14 protein-coding genes and 4 tRNA genes are annotated in these 15,958 nt (G+C 41.6%); 14 read left to right on the forward strand and 4 right to left on the reverse strand.

Annotation, left to right across the window (positions count from 1 at the left end; genetic code table 11):
* The first annotated feature begins 82 nt into the window (after window positions 1-82).
* The 5 genes from O4M77_RS05810 to O4M77_RS05830 all read left to right on the forward strand — a co-directional run bounded on the left by O4M77_RS05810 (window position 83) and on the right by O4M77_RS05830 (window position 5,820).
* Window positions 83-1,972, forward strand: coding sequence for a M48 family metalloprotease (locus tag O4M77_RS05810; protein WP_171431267.1), 1,890 nt, complete (start codon window positions 83-85; stop codon window positions 1,970-1,972).
* Between the two features lie 208 nt (window positions 1,973-2,180).
* Window positions 2,181-2,828, forward strand: coding sequence for a hypothetical protein (locus O4M77_RS05815; protein ID WP_323714004.1), 648 nt, complete (start codon window positions 2,181-2,183; stop codon window positions 2,826-2,828).
* A gap of 22 nt (window positions 2,829-2,850) precedes the next feature.
* Window positions 2,851-3,831 carry a D-glycerate dehydrogenase gene (locus O4M77_RS05820; RefSeq protein WP_323714005.1) on the forward strand — a complete coding sequence of 327 codons (981 nt, stop codon included), beginning with the start codon at window positions 2,851-2,853 and terminating at the stop codon, window positions 3,829-3,831.
* A gap of 85 nt (window positions 3,832-3,916) precedes the next feature.
* The gene (locus tag O4M77_RS05825) at window positions 3,917-5,359 is read left to right on the forward strand and encodes a M48 family metalloprotease (protein ID WP_323714006.1); all 1,443 of its coding nucleotides are present in this window, start codon (window positions 3,917-3,919) and stop codon (window positions 5,357-5,359) included.
* A 101-nt stretch (window positions 5,360-5,460) separates the two neighbouring features.
* Window positions 5,461-5,820: a hypothetical protein gene (locus tag O4M77_RS05830; RefSeq protein WP_323714007.1), complete on the forward strand. Its 360-nt coding sequence runs from the start codon at window positions 5,461-5,463 to the stop codon at window positions 5,818-5,820.
* A gap of 79 nt (window positions 5,821-5,899) precedes the next feature.
* Here the strand turns inward: O4M77_RS05830 and O4M77_RS05835 are convergent, their stop codons facing one another.
* On the reverse strand, window positions 5,900-6,346 hold the full coding sequence (locus O4M77_RS05835) for a GatB/YqeY domain-containing protein (RefSeq protein ID WP_180053543.1): 447 nt from the start codon (window positions 6,344-6,346) through the stop codon (window positions 5,900-5,902).
* 33 nt (window positions 6,347-6,379) lie between these two features.
* Window positions 6,380-6,595, reverse strand: a complete 216-nt coding sequence (gene rpsU, locus O4M77_RS05840) for a 30S ribosomal protein S21 (RefSeq protein ID WP_001136722.1) — start codon at window positions 6,593-6,595, stop codon at window positions 6,380-6,382.
* Between the two features lie 146 nt (window positions 6,596-6,741).
* Here rpsU and tsaD point away from each other — a divergent pair, with 146 nt between their 5' ends.
* Window positions 6,742-7,758, forward strand: coding sequence for a tRNA (adenosine(37)-N6)-threonylcarbamoyltransferase complex transferase subunit TsaD (gene tsaD / locus O4M77_RS05845; protein ID WP_323714008.1), 1,017 nt, complete (start codon window positions 6,742-6,744; stop codon window positions 7,756-7,758).
* Between the two features lie 39 nt (window positions 7,759-7,797).
* Here tsaD and O4M77_RS05850 read toward each other — a convergent pair whose 3' ends face one another.
* Window positions 7,798-8,766, reverse strand: coding sequence for an Lrp/AsnC family transcriptional regulator (locus O4M77_RS05850; RefSeq protein WP_323714009.1), 969 nt, complete (start codon window positions 8,764-8,766; stop codon window positions 7,798-7,800).
* A gap of 97 nt (window positions 8,767-8,863) precedes the next feature.
* On the opposite strand from O4M77_RS05850, the gene O4M77_RS05855 reads away from it, so the two are divergent.
* Entirely contained in the window at window positions 8,864-10,159 is a 1,296-nt protein-coding gene (locus O4M77_RS05855) for an MFS transporter (protein WP_323714010.1), read from the forward strand.
* A complete protein-coding gene (locus tag O4M77_RS05860; protein ID WP_323714011.1) occupies window positions 10,156-11,499 on the forward strand; it encodes an amidase in 1,344 nt (447 codons plus the stop codon). The genes O4M77_RS05855 and O4M77_RS05860 overlap by 4 nt, the downstream gene beginning before the upstream one ends.
* 69 nt (window positions 11,500-11,568) lie before the next feature.
* Here O4M77_RS05860 and O4M77_RS05865 read toward each other — a convergent pair whose 3' ends face one another.
* The gene (locus tag O4M77_RS05865; RefSeq protein WP_323714012.1) at window positions 11,569-12,441 is read right to left on the reverse strand and encodes an ATP-binding protein; all 873 of its coding nucleotides are present in this window, start codon (window positions 12,439-12,441) and stop codon (window positions 11,569-11,571) included.
* Between the two features lie 189 nt (window positions 12,442-12,630).
* On the opposite strand from O4M77_RS05865, the gene O4M77_RS05870 reads away from it, so the two are divergent.
* From O4M77_RS05870 to O4M77_RS05895, 6 genes are all read left to right on the forward strand, one after another.
* Complete coding sequence (locus O4M77_RS05870; protein ID WP_323714013.1) at window positions 12,631-14,139, forward strand: DUF3336 domain-containing protein; 1,509 nt, start codon at window positions 12,631-12,633, stop codon at window positions 14,137-14,139.
* A complete protein-coding gene (locus O4M77_RS05875) occupies window positions 14,102-14,950 on the forward strand; it encodes a protein kinase domain-containing protein (RefSeq protein WP_179993338.1) in 849 nt (282 codons plus the stop codon). Before O4M77_RS05870 ends, O4M77_RS05875 begins: the two co-directional genes overlap by 38 nt.
* A 107-nt stretch (window positions 14,951-15,057) precedes the next feature.
* Window positions 15,058-15,142 (forward strand) — tRNA-Leu (locus O4M77_RS05880).
* 33 nt (window positions 15,143-15,175) lie between these two features.
* Window positions 15,176-15,249: transfer RNA gene (locus tag O4M77_RS05885), tRNA-Trp, on the forward strand.
* 40 nt (window positions 15,250-15,289) lie between these two features.
* Window positions 15,290-15,374, forward strand: a tRNA-Leu gene (locus tag O4M77_RS05890).
* A 384-nt stretch (window positions 15,375-15,758) separates the two neighbouring features.
* Window positions 15,759-15,844 (forward strand) — tRNA-Leu (locus tag O4M77_RS05895).
* The last annotated feature ends 114 nt before the right edge of the window (window positions 15,845-15,958 follow it).

Below are 15,958 nucleotides of genomic sequence, written 5' to 3' on the forward strand. Positions count from 1 at the left end.
ATCATGATGAAAAAGCGGGAATTTCCCGCTTTTTTGTTTTATGATGTGCCCAAGGAAAGACCAGATCAGTTAGGGTGGTAGATTGAAAAGCGTAGGATATGCTTTGGTCAAAAACAAGAATATGCTATTGCTAGCCAGCTTTTGTCTGATTGCGATACTATTAACAGTTCTGATTATCAATACAGTGGTTGGCCTGTTTGTTTTCTATGCTGATCCTGGCCAGTCGATATGGTGGCATGTCCTTAGTCCTTATCTGGTAGCACTGGTTTTGTTCTTGATGATTATTTCGGTCATCTATGAATTTTATACGTTTCGTGCCGGCGGCTATTCTTTAGCCCAGCAAATGGGCGCGCGTCGACTGAACCAGATGGAAAGTATCCCGGAAGAAAGTGCTGCACTACGGATCAATACTCAACTGGCAGATACGTTCCTGATTGAACCGCCAGCTATGTATGTCCTGCCGAATGAAGTCGGGGTCAATGCGTTAACAGCGGGTTTCAGTCCACGTGATACCGCTATTATTCTGACTTGGGGTGCATTACAGACTCTAGATGAAATTGAACTTTATGGCTTGCTTAGCCATGAATTTAACAAGATTCTATCTGGTGAAACAGCTGAAAATACCCGCCTGAAAATTCTATATAGTAGTCTGACCACTTTTAGCCAATGGGGCAGCAAGATTGCGAAGTTGGGGTTTTATCGAAATGATGTACCTCGCGAAAATAAGTTTGAAACTTTCTATGTTTCAATCGGAGCAGTCATCTGGTTGATTGGCAGCTTGGGTATTTTGATCACGCGTTTTATTAAATATATTTCATTGGGCGGACGTACCTATAAAAATGATCAGAAAACCCGACGCCTGATTCAGAATGATGCCAATATTCAGACTTTATTGCGCATTCATGTGCATCATTCAGGTTCACAGATTTATAGTGAATATGCCGAATCCATTTCGCATATGTGTTTTGCCAATTCTTTAAGTCCACAGAACTGGCTGAATATTCATCCAAATATTAATCAGCGTATTTATGAATTAAATCCTGCCTTGATTCAAGATCTGCAGCTTGAAAATCTGAAGAAATTAAAAAATCAGCCTTTGTTTAGTCTGTTTCGCTCACTCGAAGATGTTGTACCTGAAAGCACAGCAGTCTGGGAATCCCCACAGCCTTTACCTTTATTGCGTTTGTCCCCAATTAGCTTCGCCATTAAAGATGCCATCAAGCCATTGAATCCTGAACTACGTGCCAATATGCCGCGTCCGGAACTGATTGAGCGTGCTTTGCAAACTTCGACCGGTTCACGTGAGGTGATGGTCGCGATTCTGATGATCCGGCAATATCGTGAATTTATTCCAACCGAGGCAGAAGTCAGTCGTGCGATTATTGATTCATTATTAAATCTGGATGGACGGGTACATATCTCGATTTTCCAGCAAGCCTGTAAAAATATTGGTGGAATGCCAACCACGGTGGCACGGCAGTTTTTAATGAAGCTGGCAAGGATTATTCAGGAAGATGGTGAAATCGGTTTGCTGGATGCCTTATTGCTAGAGCGGGTGAAGTATGAACTGAATTTGCTGCCGATGCATACGCCAACGTCTTTAGATGAGGTCAAACCACAGATTGTACGTCTGATTGATGCCTTGCTGCATGTGCAGCAGATTAATAGCGATAATCAGCTGGAGGTTCGGGAAAAGATTTTAAATCGTATTCTTAGCCCGCGAGAACTTGATCTGTATAGTGAAATCTCAGATGAGCCGATTGATTTGGCTGAGATTTTAAATGATATTGCAGGATTGTTATTGCGTGATCGTCTGAGCATGTTAGGAATTGCAGAAGTTTGCCTCTGGAGCGACCGGATCATGACTCAGGATGAGCTGGATGTGATGGAGCTTTTATACTGGCGCTTGGGCTTTGAATCCAATGAAATTACCCAGCAAATGCTTAAGAAAAACAGCTTGATGATTATCTAGTATTTTTAAATTAATAAGATGTATTTAAGTCCAGTCTTTCCAGAACTGATCTATAAACAAACTTGCAGTAGAAAAAAGTAATCTTATAAACTGATTTCTATTTTGAGTTAAAATGACTCAAGATAGAGAGTGAAAAGCTGGAAATAGTTCGGCAAAGAAAAGCGAATCCCGTTAAAATGTTCAACCTGAAATAGGTGATGAAGAAAAGATGATTGGGCATCAGCGTGACATACTGGCAACATTAGGAATCGATATCTGGATTCCCAAGGGCGACGTATGTCAGCAGCATCAGGTTTCGATCTGGCGTGATCAGGCCCCAGCAGAATTACATAGCGAAATCATCCTGCCACAACCGACTCAGATTGCTCCGGTAGAAAAAGCTCCTTTAATTGCGCCTGAGCCTGTTACAGTTGAAGCAAAAGCTGAAGTTAAAAGTGAAGTACCAGTAATTGTTGCATCAATTCAGGAACAGCGGGAAATTCTGCATATTCAGCCATTCAACTTGCAGGCTTTAAGCTTGGAACATTGCACGATTGTCATCGATGCCACAGAAATGACCGAGCAAACCCAGCATTTATGGAGCAATATCCAGCGTGCTCTGCAAAGTGAATTTTATGAACTGAACTGGCCATTTCCATGGATGAATCTACAAGATGGCCGGGGTGTTGAATCTTATATTCAGGGTTTTCTGGACATGATGAGCCTGGAAAAAAATATCATTTCCCTTGGCTCTATTCCGCATGTGACACATAATAAAATGATTCAACTGGCATCTTTACAGGAAATGCTGGATCAGCCCATACTTAAAAAACGCTTATGGCAGTTTATGCAAAACAGGCCAGAGAACTCAGAATAATATTGATGTGGAATAGGGACATATGAAACAAAAAGTGATTGTATTTAGCCAGATCGATCAGGATGTCCAGAAAAAACTCGAACAAAATTTTAATGTAGTAACTTTACAGCCGAAACTGGGCAATGTACATGAACAGTTGCTGGAACATGTGCGCGATGCCGATGGCATGATTGGGGCAGGCCGACTGCTCAATCGCGATAATCTGGCACCAGCAACCCGACTTAAAATCATTTCTAGTGTCAGTGTAGGGTATGACAACTATGAAGTTGATTATCTGAATGAAAAAAATATCTATCTGACCAATACTCCACATGTCTTGACTGAAACCACGGCAGATCTGGGATTCACACTGTTAATGGCAGCTGCACGCAAAGTGGCTTATCTGGATCACTGGACCAAACAGGGACAATGGCACCGCACGACACGTGAAGCACAGTTTGGTATGGATATTTTCGGAAAAACGCTAGGGATAATCGGGCTAGGGCATATTGGGGCAGCAGTTGCACGCCGTGGGTTTTACGGTTTCAATATGAATATCCTTTACCATAATCGCCATGAAAAACCGGAATTGGCTCAAGGGCTCAGTGCACAGTATTGTTCTCTGAAGGAGCTTTTGCAGCGCTCAGATTTCGTGGTGGTTACCGTGGATTTAAATGCTGAATCAAAAGCTTTGATTGGAGTAGAACAACTGGCACAAATGCAGCCACATGCGGTGTTGGTGAATATCTCCCGTGGGCCTGTGATTGATGAGCAGGCTTTGATCGAAGCTTTAAAAGCCAACCAAATCTTTGCTGCGGGTCTGGATGTTTATGAGAAAGAGCCTTTAAAAGAATCAGAATTATTTGAACTGGATAATGTCATTACCTTGCCCCATGTCGGTTCGGCCACAGTGGCGACACGTCGAAAAATGGCTGAGCTGGCTTATCAGAATCTGGTTGATGTACTTGAAGGGCGGGTGCCACGCTATGTGGTGAATCCTCAAGTGATTGGTTCATCTAAGTAATATTAAATAACATTTCCCTGCATCTATGCTCATTTTTCGATGCTATATTCGAAACAGGTTGAAACTGAATTTTAGAGATTTTTCATTGAAACGTTTGGTATTGGCGTGCGGGTTAGGTCTGTGTGCAACGGCAGGACATAGTGATAATAATTATTTTAATCAGCCTGCTGCACAATTTTCTGTACCGGATATTGGTGCGGGCGTCGGATTGATCGATCAGCAAAAAGAACAAATGATCGGCGAAAAGGTCTATCGTCAAGTCCAGAAACAAATGCCTGTGATTCAGAATCCATGGCTTGAAGATCAGTTACTTTCCATATTTTCCCACATTCTCAGTCAGACCAAATTACAGCAGCCGATTGGGTTAATGGTAATCAATGATCCGCAAATTAATGCTTTTGCAGTACCCGGCGGATTATTTGCTTTAAATGCTGGCCTGATTAATTCAGCCCGGAATACAGACGAAGTGGCAGGGGTGATGGCACATGAAATTGCACATGTTACACAACGTCATTACAGTCGTTCGCAAGAAACCTTTAAAGGACAAGGGTTATTAGCCTTAGCAGGGATTCTGGTGGGGGCATTAGTCGCTTCACAGGCAGATGGTGATGCAGGTGCAGCAGTGATGATGGGTTCTCAAGCAGCACTACTGGATCAGCAATTGACTTATAGCCGTAATCAGGAACGTGAGGCGGACCGGATCGGGATGCAATATATGTATGCTGCCGGCTATAGTCCGCACAGTATGGCGGATTTCTTTGAAGTGATGCATCGTTCCACTAGCCGTTTAAGCTTTATGCCAGATTTCTGGCTGACGCATCCTTTAACTACTGAGCGTATGAGTGAAGCGCGTTTGCGCGCCAATCAGTTGCCTGCGGTTAAGCGTAATTTAAATGATCAGGATTTTGAAATCATTAAATGGTATACGCGGGTGCTATCACGTCAGACCACTGAACAACAGCTCAACTTAATGGTGCAACGTAATGATTTTCCTGGCCAGCTGGCTTTAACGGCTTATCAGCTTCAGCAGGGAGACTTTCAGGCGGCACAAGTCGCACTGGATCAAGCCAAAAAGCACAATAACATGCATCCTTTGCAGGTGTTATTTCAAACTGATATTTATCTGGGACAAAATCAGCTGGATAATGCGCTAAAAAGCATTAGTTCAGCCGCACGGATCATGCCGGAAAACCGTGCTTTAAATTATAAATATGCTGAAACCCTGATTCGTGCTAAACAGCCTGATCAGGCCAGAACGATTGTGCAGCGCTTTTTAAATAGCAATACCCGTGATGTTAGTGGCTGGAGATTAATGCAACTGGCAGCGAATGCAGCACCTGATTCATCGATAAAAACCGCGAATGTCTTGCGTTATCGGGCTGAAGTGGAGTACTGGTCAGGCTATGAAGAAACTGCGATTAAGTCCTTAATACATGCTCAACGCATCAGCAAAGGCAATCAGTCTTTATCGGCAACGATTGGCCAGCGTTTAAAACAGATGCAGCAAACGCGACAGTTTAAAATTTAAGTCTATTTTTCTAATGATTTTTAGCTTCAGTAGATATAGCCGAAGTTCACTAAATCACGCTACAATCCGGACAAAGCTAAGTTGTCTATTTTAATTATTTTATGAAAAAAATATTATTGGGTTTATTGATATTGGGGTGTAGCGGAAATGTATTGGCGGCTAGTGCGGCAGAATACGTGCAGTCCGTTGAGCAGATTAATGCTGATTATCAAAAAGAATCACGTCAGTTTTTAAAAGGTTTAAATCCGCAGCAGCAAGGTTTTAGCGCATCACAGAATCAGCAGTTTTGTGCGATTGTGCAGCGTTATGTGGATCGTTTGTATAAGGCGGCAGACCAGAACCGGGCTTATCTGGATCGTCAGTATCAAAATGTAGGCAAACAGGATGTCATACTGCAGGTAAAATCTTCAAAAGAGATGCAGTTGCTGAAACGTTATAATGTGGATTGTAATTTGCAGTAAGAATAAATAAGAAAATGCTGAGAACTGTCCGGAATGGAGGCAGTTCAACGCAGATTTAGATTTGAAATAGAATGGGAAATTAAGCAAGTTTTGCTTTAATTTTTGATGAAACTTGTGCAGGATCGGCGCGCCCGGCTATGAGCGGACGCAGAGAATTCATCACCTTACCCATATCTTTCATGCTAGTAGCTTGTTGCGCTTCAATTGTTTGCGCAATCAGGGAATCAAGTTCTTCCTCAGTCATAGCTTCTGGTAGAAATTGAGAGAGAACCTCAACTTCGGCTTGTTCCTTACTAGCTAAATCATCTCGACCAGCGCCTTCAAAGGCTTTGATCGATTCTTTACGTTGTTTAATTTGCTTTTCAATGACCGCAAGAACTTGAGCATCGTCAAGTTCTTTACGCTCATCGACTTCGATTTGCTTAATTGCTGCTTGCAGACTACGAATGACCGTCAACTTTGACATATCTTTGGCACGCATGGTGGCTTTCAATACGTCAGTAATCTGGTTTTTTAAAGTAGTCATTATTTATTCCAAGCAGTCAATCACAAATTAATCTTAGTAAAGGCGAGTAGTACGTACTGATTCACGCGCCAATTTCTTTTGGTAGCGTTTAACAGCAGCAGCTTTTTTACGTTTACGTTCTTGAGTTGGTTTTTCGTAGAATTCACGTTTACGAACGTCAGCAAGAACACCCGCTTTTTCGCATGAGCGTTTGAAACGACGGATAGCTACGTCTACTGGTTCGCCTTCTTTCAATTTAACTTGTGGCATGAAGAATCCTCATTAAGTTATGGATAAGATCAGGGCCGAATTGCCCTCGATCACAAGTGAAGGTCAGTATTTTACTCATTTACATCTCATATCACAAGTCTATAATAGTTGCTGCAATAGATTTGATACAGGTTATAGGCAGTTTAATGATCGTTTTAGGCTTGGAAACGTCGTGTGATGAAACAGGACTTGCGCTGTATGACAGCGAGTTGGGTTTGCGCGGACAGGTGCTGTACAGCCAGATTAAACTGCATGCTGAATATGGCGGCGTCGTACCAGAACTGGCTTCGCGCGACCATGTGCGTAAACTCATTCCCTTACTGAATGAACTGCTTGAACAAAGTGGCATCAAAAAATCAGAAATTGATGCGGTGGCCTATACCCGTGGTCCGGGCCTGATGGGCGCGTTAATGACTGGCGCACTGTTTGGTCGGACTTTGGCCTTTGCCTTAAATAAACCGGCAATTGGTGTGCACCATATGGAAGGTCATATGCTGGCACCATTACTTTCTAAAACTCCACCAGAATTTCCATTTGTGGCACTTTTAGTCTCTGGCGGACATACTCAATTGATGGCTGCTTATGGAATTGGTCAATATGAATTATTGGGTGAGTCGATTGATGATGCAGCAGGTGAGGCATTCGATAAAGTCGCTAAAATGATGGGTCTACCATACCCAGGTGGTCCAAATATTTCGAAATTGGCGATCAATGGCGACATCAATGCCTTTGAATTTCCACGTCCAATGCTACACCAAGGTTTAGATTTTTCATTTAGTGGTTTAAAAACTGCCGTTTCAGTTCAATTGAAAAAAGTTGAAGGCGAAGGTCGTGAGGCGGATATCGCTGCATCATTCCAAGAAGCGTTGGTTGATACATTGGTGAAAAAATCAGTGAAGGCCTTAAAACAAACGGGTTTAAAACGTTTAGTTATTGCCGGTGGTGTAAGTGCAAACAAGCGTTTACGTGAGCGCTTAGAAGCTGACTTGGCAAAAATCCGTGCAAATGTGTTTTATGCAGAACCTGCGCTGTGTACAGATAATGGTGCAATGATTGCGTTTGCAGGTTATCAGCGTCTTAAAGCGGGTCAGCATGATGATTTGTCTGTTACAACTACACCGCGTTGGCCGATGACGGAATTAAGTAATCCAAACGAAGCGTAAAAATCGTTAAAAAAAGAACCGCATTTGCGGTTCTTTTTTTTAATCTAAATTTGAAAATAACTGCGCGCTGCTGATTTTTCGCATAAATCCTGCACGTTTTAATGCCAATGTCACCATGTTGGTATTGCAAGATTGAATGCCTTCAAAATTACCAAGATCTTCTGTAATGAGTTTCCATAAATCACTTAAATCATTACATAGGACATGCCAGAAAAATTGTGAATCTCCACTAATGCCAAATAGGCAGCGTGTGTTTTTAAGTTCAGACAAGGTCTTGGCAATTTGATTTGCTGCATCTGGACGAGCTTTAATCAAAATAATCGCTTCGGACTTATAGCCCATCAAACTGGGTTCTACATCGACACGAATGTTGAAAATGCCTTCTTCCAATAAATCATTCAATAATTTCTGAGTTTTATGTTCACTGAGTTCGATTTGCTCTGCCAAACTTTTAATAGATGAACGCCCATCAATAGACAGAGCATGAATCAGTTTTAACTCTATTTCAGTCAAACTTCTAAAATTGACGTTTTTATCGCTTGTACCTTCTAAAGCTTTGGGTTTGCTTGCCCAAGTAAATGGTTTTAATACGGCTTGGGTTTCTACGGTTTTAATATCCGGAATATGCGTAACAAAATCATGCATCCAAACAGAGAGATCGGCGGCCTTTTCTAATCCAATTTCAAGGAAAATATCGGCAAGTCCTGTGGTTAGAAAAACAATGCGTACTTCTGGACGGTTTGCAAAAAATTGCGCAACTTCTTTTTCCTTCCCAAATTTCACACTGATCCAGACATGAACGGTGTAACCCTTATTAGCAACCACAGGATTTAATTCAATTGCAGTTCGTATAACTTGGTCATCTAGCAACTTACCTAGACGTCGAGACAACTTTTTTTCAGGGACATCACTAATCTGGCTCAGTTCTCGCCATGATCCTCTCGGATTGGAGATAAGAGCTTTGATGCATGCAGTATCGATTTCGTCGAAACTAGAAGATTCACTCATGATGATTGACTTGTCTAAAAACTAATTATAATCTAAATTTAAGTCTAGAAAATAAAATACAACCTGTATTTATGTCTAAATATTAAATGAGACGCTTATGGATGAGTCAAAAATGCAAAACTCAATTTCCACACAAGGAAATGTATCACAAAAGAAAGTTATTCTTGCAGGAACTGTAGGAAATGCTATCGAATGGTTCGATTGGACGATTTATGCAACTTTTGCAGTATTTTTCGCGAAACAATTTTTCCCATCAGATGATCCAACTGCATCCTTGCTTGCGACCTTCGCAATTTTTGCTGTAGGTTTCTTCATGCGTCCATTAGGTGGAATCGTATTGGGGATCTTTTCTGACCGCTATGGTCGAAAAGCAGCTTTGGCCGCAACCATCATAATGATGGCAGGTGGTTCTTTGATGATTGGTCTTTCACCAACCTATGAATCAATTGGTATTTTTGCGCCGATTATTTTGGTATTAGCGCGATTACTTCAAGGTTTATCTTTGGGTGGTGAGTTCGCTTCAGCGGCAACTTATCTTTCAGAGATGGCACCAAAAAATAAACGCGGATTCTATTCGAGCTTTATGTTTTTTAGTTCAGCGATTGGTATTTTGATGGCCTCAGGTCTTGCTTGGGCTTTAACAAGTGCTTTAACTGAAACGCAAATGAGCGAATACGGATGGCGTATTCCGTTTATTTTGGGTGCGATTGGCGGCTTAGTGGGTATGTGGATTCGTAAATCAGTACCTGATAGCGAAATGACCCATAAAAAAGAATCAGTGAAGAACCCTTTGGCCGTACTGATTAAACGTCATCCGAAAGAAACGCTTCGTATTGTGGGTATTTCTATCTTAACAACATTTGCATTCTATATTTTTGTGGTCTATGTCCCGACCTATGCCATTAAAGTTTTAGGCGCAGAGCCACAAACAGCCTTTGCTGCAAATACTGTTGGCTTAATTATCTTTATGCTGTGTCAGCCTGTATTTGGCTGGCTATCAGACAAAATTGGTCGTAAACCACAGTTGATCGTATTTGCCGTGGGATATTTAGTGTTCTTTTATCCAATCATTAAATGGATGGATGGTACTTTTGTATCTATTTTATTGGTCGAGCTTTTTGGCTTGGTTTTATATGCTTTATATACAGCCATTGGCCCAGCAGTCATGTCTGAACAGTTTCCGACAGAAGTTCGTGCAGTTGGCATTGGCGCACCCTACAACTTGATGGTGGCTTTACTCGGCGGCACAACACCGTATGTGCTAACTTGGCTACAAAGTATTGGTAAACAAGATTATTTCTACTTTATGGTATTGGTTGGCGCATTATTAACATTAATCACATTTATGAAAATGCCTGAAACGGCAGGAAAAGGTTTGGAAGATATAAAATGAATATTGTGAATTTATCTGCACTTGAACTTGGTCGCCAGATTGCCTGCAAAAAGATAACTTCAGTAGAGACAGTTCAATTTTATATTGATCGAAACCAAACATTTAAACATCTAGATTGTATTTCGGAATTATTTGAAATCGAGGCTTTGCAACAGGCACAACATTTAGATGAGTTGCTTCAGCAAGGCACACGATTGAGTCCATTTCATGGTGTGCCAATTTTACTAAAGGATAATCTGGATGTAGCGGGTCATATCACCTATGCAGGTACGGTTTATTTAGATCAAAAAGCGCAAGCGAACTGTAAACTGGTTGATCAATTGCAAGATTTAGGTTTTGTGATTTTAGGTAAAACTAAAATGACCGAGTTGGCTTTTGGTTTGTCTGGTCAAAATCCAATGCAAGGCACACCTAAAAACCCGTGGGCAGAGCAGCAATTTGCACCGGGTGGATCATCTTCAGGTTCAGCGGTTGCTGTGGCTAGTGGTCTTAGTCCTATGGCCTTTGGCGGTGATACAGGTGGTTCAATTCGCACACCAGCAGCGTTGAATGGCATATTTGGTTTTAAACCTTCAGCTCATAAAATTGTCGACACGGGTGCAGTACCTTTATCTAAAACTTTAGATACTCTTGGACCTTTTGCAAGATTTGCAGACGACATTAGTGCATTAGTGAAATTATTGACGGATGCAAATGTTAATGCGGTATCAAGTCAAAATGTAATTTATGCTCTAGATGAATCTGCATTTCCATATCCGCTTGAGCCTGATGTATTAACACTTTGGCGCGAAGGGCTAAAACGCATTGAATTATTGGGAATCGAAATTAAAAACTGGCAACCACCTGCACATTTCGATTTTCATAATTTATCGGACCGGACGTCTGACATTATTGCTTATGAAAGTTATTTATATCATGGCGATACAGCTGAAAATGCTGAAACACAGATGTGGGAATTAGTTCGTCAGCGTGTGCTGCGCGGTAAGAGTGTTACACAGGAAAAATACGAGTCATTGATTGCAGAACGAACTGAGTTTCAGCAAACATTTAAAGCTTCTTTAAATGGTCAATGTTTGCTGTTTCCAGTGAGCCCATTCCTTGCAGCTGTGTCAAGCTCAATGGATACCGAGTTTAGTCATGTGGGTGAATACACGCGTCCATTTAACTATTTAGATGCACCAAGTTATGCTTTTCCAATGGCTCAAAGTGAAAGCGGACTGCCGATGGGTATTCAGTTGGTTTCATATCAAGCTAATGATATTAATGTGGTAAACACAGTGCAGAAAATTGTCAATGGTTTAGGTATTCGTTCTGTGCTTCCACCTATTTGTCAGAATTAAAGAATCATTTGTCATATTCAATAATAAAGAACCGCTATAGCGGTTCTTTTTTTATTTAGTTTTTTGGCTCTAGGCTTGTTTAAGTTGTTCTGACCCAATCCAATGCTTTGAAAATTGATAAGCAGCACGCCCTGAACGTTGACCACGCGCCTGACACCAGCGTAATGCTTCAGCACGGGCTTCAGCTGTCATTTGCATATCTGCCTTTTTCAGATAATGCTCGACAATTTCCAGATACAGGTTTTGATCCATTGGGTAAAACGACAGCCATAAACCAAAACGATCCGACAGGGAAATTTTTTCTTCAATGGCTTCTTGTGGATGCAACTCGGTATATTGGGGTACATCCACTTTGGTTACCGGGGTATTTTCATGCATAAATTCCGGCAATAGATGACGACGGTTACTGGTCGCATAGATCACAAAATTACTTGAACCGGACTGTAATGAACCATCTAGCACACTTTTCAGACTGCGATAGTTTTCATCTTCCGCATTGAAGGCCAAGTCATCACAATAGACAATAAACTTTTCCGGACGACCGGCGATCAGTTGCTGAATTTGTGGAAGATCTGACAAATCATCGCGTTCAATTTCGATCAGACGTAAGCCCTGATCTGCATATTCAGTCAACAATGCACGCACAATCGAAGATTTGCCTGTACCGCGAGAGCCAGTCAGTAAGACATCATTGGCAGGTAATCCTTTTAGAAACTGCAAAGTATTCTGAATGACTTTTTCTTTTTGTCGCTCAATACCTTTTAAATCTGCCAGTTCAATCTGTTTGAGCTGGTGAATGGGTTTGAGTTCTCCAGCCTGCCATTTATAGGCATAAGCAGAAAAATCAGGACTTTGTTTTAATTCAGGCAGGCTTTGCTGGAGCTGGAGAAGAACAGTAGAAAGAGCATTTAAGATATTGTCAGGTAAATCAATTTTCGCCATGATTTGAGCAGTACTTTTACAATTATGGCTAGAATACTATCACTGTAAAATTCACAGTCAAAGTCTGGAAAGTGTGATAATTTGCTTAAAGTGGTGAATTTTCGTTATTGTAGTACAAAGAAAATAGATGCCTGTTTTTTGTTCATGGCTGCAGGATGTCTGAAAATTACAATATAGGGAAGAGGGCAGATGCTGTTTAAAGATTTTACTCAGGATATCAATCCACATCAGGCCTATCGTATCAAAAAGCTGAAGCAGCAATTGCAACAGGCTGAAACTTACGAAGAATGGAAATATATTGCCTTAAAGATCGACGAAGAATCTGGGGCACAAGAATGGAAACTGGATAATAGTTCACCGTATTTTGATGCCGAGGTGATTGCGCATCGACTGGGGAAATTAAGACGTTACCGTCAGCAGAAACGTACTCGTGATCTGATGTATATCCTGCGTGAAGGACTGAGTTACGATATTGCCAATATTGCCCATCCTTTATTATTTACCGTCACATATGTTGGCACTAAAAAAATTATTGAGGATTATGTAGAAGAAGTCAGTCTCGGCCTGGCTTATATTGCTTCTGCACAATGTACCTGTCTGACTCTTGAAGAGAAAATTGAATATTTTGAGCACTGCCAACGTGCTTATGGTCAGCCAGCTTTAATGTTCTCGGGCGGTGCAACCCTCGGCTTATTTCATACCGGTGTATGTAAGGCGTTAATGGAACAAGATCTGTTACCTCGAGTGATGTCGGGTTCCAGTGCTGGTGCAATTATGACAGCGATGTTAGGCGTCTCCAAACCTGCGCAGTATGTAGATATTTTAAAAGGCCATAACTTTTTCCATGAAGCCTTCCATTTCCGTACCATGAGTGAATTAATGAAGGGTAATGGTGGTCTGGCGGATGTCAAATACCTGAAAAAATTCCTGATTGAAAACCTGGGAGATATGACCTTTGAAGAAGCACTAAAAACTTCCGGTCTACATATCAATATTGCAGTCGCACCTTATGATGCTGCGCAGGATGCCCGGATCATGAATGCCTATACCTCTCCAGATGTACTGGTCTGGAGTGCGGTACTGGCATCTTGTGCCGTGCCGATTCTGTTCCCACCGGTACGTCTCACCAGTAAACGCCATGATGGTCAATATACGCCTTATATGGGCGCAACACGCTGGGTAGATGGCAGTGTCCGTAGTGATTTCCCGCAGGAGAAAATGGCGCGGCTGTACAATATCAATTACACCATTGCCAGTCAGGCCAATCCGCACATTGTGCCTTTTATGCAGGATGATATTTCACGCTTCCGTAAAGGGACTTTAAGCTGGCCGAAACGCATTGTACGCCGTCAGAGTGTGGTATTTACCAAAGGGATTATGGATTTTGCCCGTGAGCATGCGGGCAGTTTGCCGCCAGTCCGCCGTTTGCTGGATCATGGTTATGGCGTAGTGGATCAACGTTATTATGGTGATGTGAATATCGTCGGTAAATATAGCCTGCGTCATTACAGCTATATGCTGCAAAATCCTCGTCCGCATTTGTTCAAGGTGCTGCAACGTGAAGGTGAGCGGGCGACCTGGCCAAAAATCTCCCTGATCGAAACTCAGGAGCGGGTAGGTAAAACTATTCAGCATTGTCTGGAACTGCTAAATTATCAGCATGCACCAGATACCAAGCAAGAATATATTGTTACTTAACCCCGCCAAACTGCATCAGCTTGATTTCCAGCTTAAGACCAAAGCCCGAAGTCTGGGTTTTGGTCGCCGTCTTTATTATCTAGAAGTTAATCCGGAGACCGCGTCAGCACTTTGGTTAAAAACCCAGAATCTTGATTCAACGGCTATTTCTCGGTATGCCCAAACTGGCTTAAGTCATGAGCTGGACTTTTATGAAGCTTATGGTGAGCAAGAAGGGCGGACTTTCATGCTTCCGCATCAAATTATTCGAAAGCCATTTCAGATTAGGAATGAATTTTTCAATCAGGCTTTGATCTTACCTAATGCGCCAGCACATTTTGATATATGTCCTAAGCTGTTCTCGATTCAAGAAATTCGTCAGCATATGCTACGAGCATTAGAACCGTTGATAAGCTTACAAGAACTCGGGTATCTGTATGCTGATCTCAAACGAGAGCATTTTGTTATTTATCAGAAATGGGTCTGTTTGATCGATTTTGAGCAAGTTCAGCCAATCAATTCTTTAAACCAAGCAATGAACGCTACACCACGTTATATGGCACCTGAACTATTTCAAGGGCAAGCCAAGTCGCTACAGAGTGAAGTTTATGCGCTGGGTATCATTTTTTATGAATGGCTTACAGGGCAGCGCCTAGAAGCGACAGATTATCAGGATTGGGCCTTATTGCACTGTCAGCGTTTTAAACCTGAGCTACCTACACAATTCCAAGCTTTGCAAAGCCCGATACAAAACATGCTTCGAAAGCATTCACGAGATAGATTGTCTGATTTCAAGGCCGTAAAACAGGCCTTACTTACTGAAATTGCATGAGAAAAATACAATAAATTGTATATTGTTTTTTATTTAATCAAACGAGTGGTTTTTTCTTAAAAAGAGCTTGTCAGGTGAAATTGATCCCTATAGTATACACAGCCATCGGGGACGTGGCGAAATTGGTAGACGCACTGGATTTAGGTTCCAGCGCCGCGAGGTGTGAGAGTTCGAGTCTCTCCGTCCCCACCAATTTACTCAAGAGATTGAGTAAAATGGCCGAGTAGAGGATTGGTGTAATGGTAGCATGACGGTCTCCAAAACCGTTCGTCAAGGTTCGAATCCTTGATCCTCTGCCAAAGTTTGAAAAAAAGTCCAGCACTAAGTTGGTACCCTGATGGGGACGTGGCGAAATTGGTAGACGCACTGGATTTAGGTTCCAGCGCCGCGAGGTGTGAGAGTTCGAGTCTCTCCGTCCCCACCATCAAAAGAGACAAGGTTGATGCCTTGTTTTTTTTTGCCTGGAATTTAAGGCTGAGCCATCTTTTAATCTCATTTTCATTATTCGCTTACTTTCGATGAGTAGATTTTAAATACTCAAACTAAGTATCAGTGAAGGTGAGAAGAGGGAAGTCCTTTAAAATATCCAATCAATTGGCTGATCTAAACACTATTAAAATTAATATTCAGCACTCTTTCAAATAACTTGATTTTTTAAATTGGAGAAATGAAATTAAGCGGTTTTATTAAAAATAAGCCAGTATTTAATCATCAAAGAATTAACTGATTAATTTTTGATATAAAAACACCGAGTTGATCATAGAATCGCTTGTCAAGCAGATGCGATCGCTATAATATACACAGCCACGGGGATATGGCGGAATTGGTAGACGCACTGTGTTCAGGTCGCAGCGCCTTCTGGGCGTGAGAGTTCGAGTCTCTCTATCCCCACCATATATGAAGAAACAAGGTTAATGCCTTGTTTTTTTTTGCCTGAAATTTAGTGCGACATTTTTATTGGCTTGGCTTTTTATTCTTTGTATTGGATTCATTTATTGTTTAAACAAC

This window comes from Acinetobacter sp. YWS30-1 (assembly GCF_033558715.1).
Lineage (GTDB): Bacteria > Pseudomonadota > Gammaproteobacteria > Pseudomonadales > Moraxellaceae > Acinetobacter.

Bases quoted from the DNA above. Each gene is read 5' to 3' on its own strand.
- O4M77_RS05815 (WP_323714004.1), top strand. From the start codon at position 2,181: ATGATTGGGCATCAGCGTGACATACTGGCAACATTAGGAATCGATATC.
- O4M77_RS05820 (WP_323714005.1), top strand. From the start codon at position 2,851: ATGAAACAAAAAGTGATTGTATTTAGCCAGATCGATCAGGATGTCCAG.
- O4M77_RS05830 (WP_323714007.1), top strand. From the start codon at position 5,461: ATGAAAAAAATATTATTGGGTTTATTGATATTGGGGTGTAGCGGAAAT.
- O4M77_RS05835 (WP_180053543.1), bottom strand. From the start codon at position 6,346: ATGACTACTTTAAAAAACCAGATTACTGACGTATTGAAAGCCACCATG.
- rpsU (WP_001136722.1), bottom strand. From the start codon at position 6,595: ATGCCACAAGTTAAATTGAAAGAAGGCGAACCAGTAGACGTAGCTATC.
- tsaD (WP_323714008.1), top strand. From the start codon at position 6,742: ATGATCGTTTTAGGCTTGGAAACGTCGTGTGATGAAACAGGACTTGCG.
- O4M77_RS05850 (WP_323714009.1), bottom strand. From the start codon at position 8,766: ATGAGTGAATCTTCTAGTTTCGACGAAATCGATACTGCATGCATCAAA.
- O4M77_RS05855 (WP_323714010.1), top strand. From the start codon at position 8,864: ATGGATGAGTCAAAAATGCAAAACTCAATTTCCACACAAGGAAATGTA.
- O4M77_RS05860 (WP_323714011.1), top strand. From the start codon at position 10,156: ATGAATATTGTGAATTTATCTGCACTTGAACTTGGTCGCCAGATTGCC.
- O4M77_RS05865 (WP_323714012.1), bottom strand. From the start codon at position 12,441: ATGGCGAAAATTGATTTACCTGACAATATCTTAAATGCTCTTTCTACT.
- O4M77_RS05870 (WP_323714013.1), top strand. From the start codon at position 12,631: ATGCTGTTTAAAGATTTTACTCAGGATATCAATCCACATCAGGCCTAT.
- O4M77_RS05875 (WP_179993338.1), top strand. From the start codon at position 14,102: ATGCACCAGATACCAAGCAAGAATATATTGTTACTTAACCCCGCCAAA.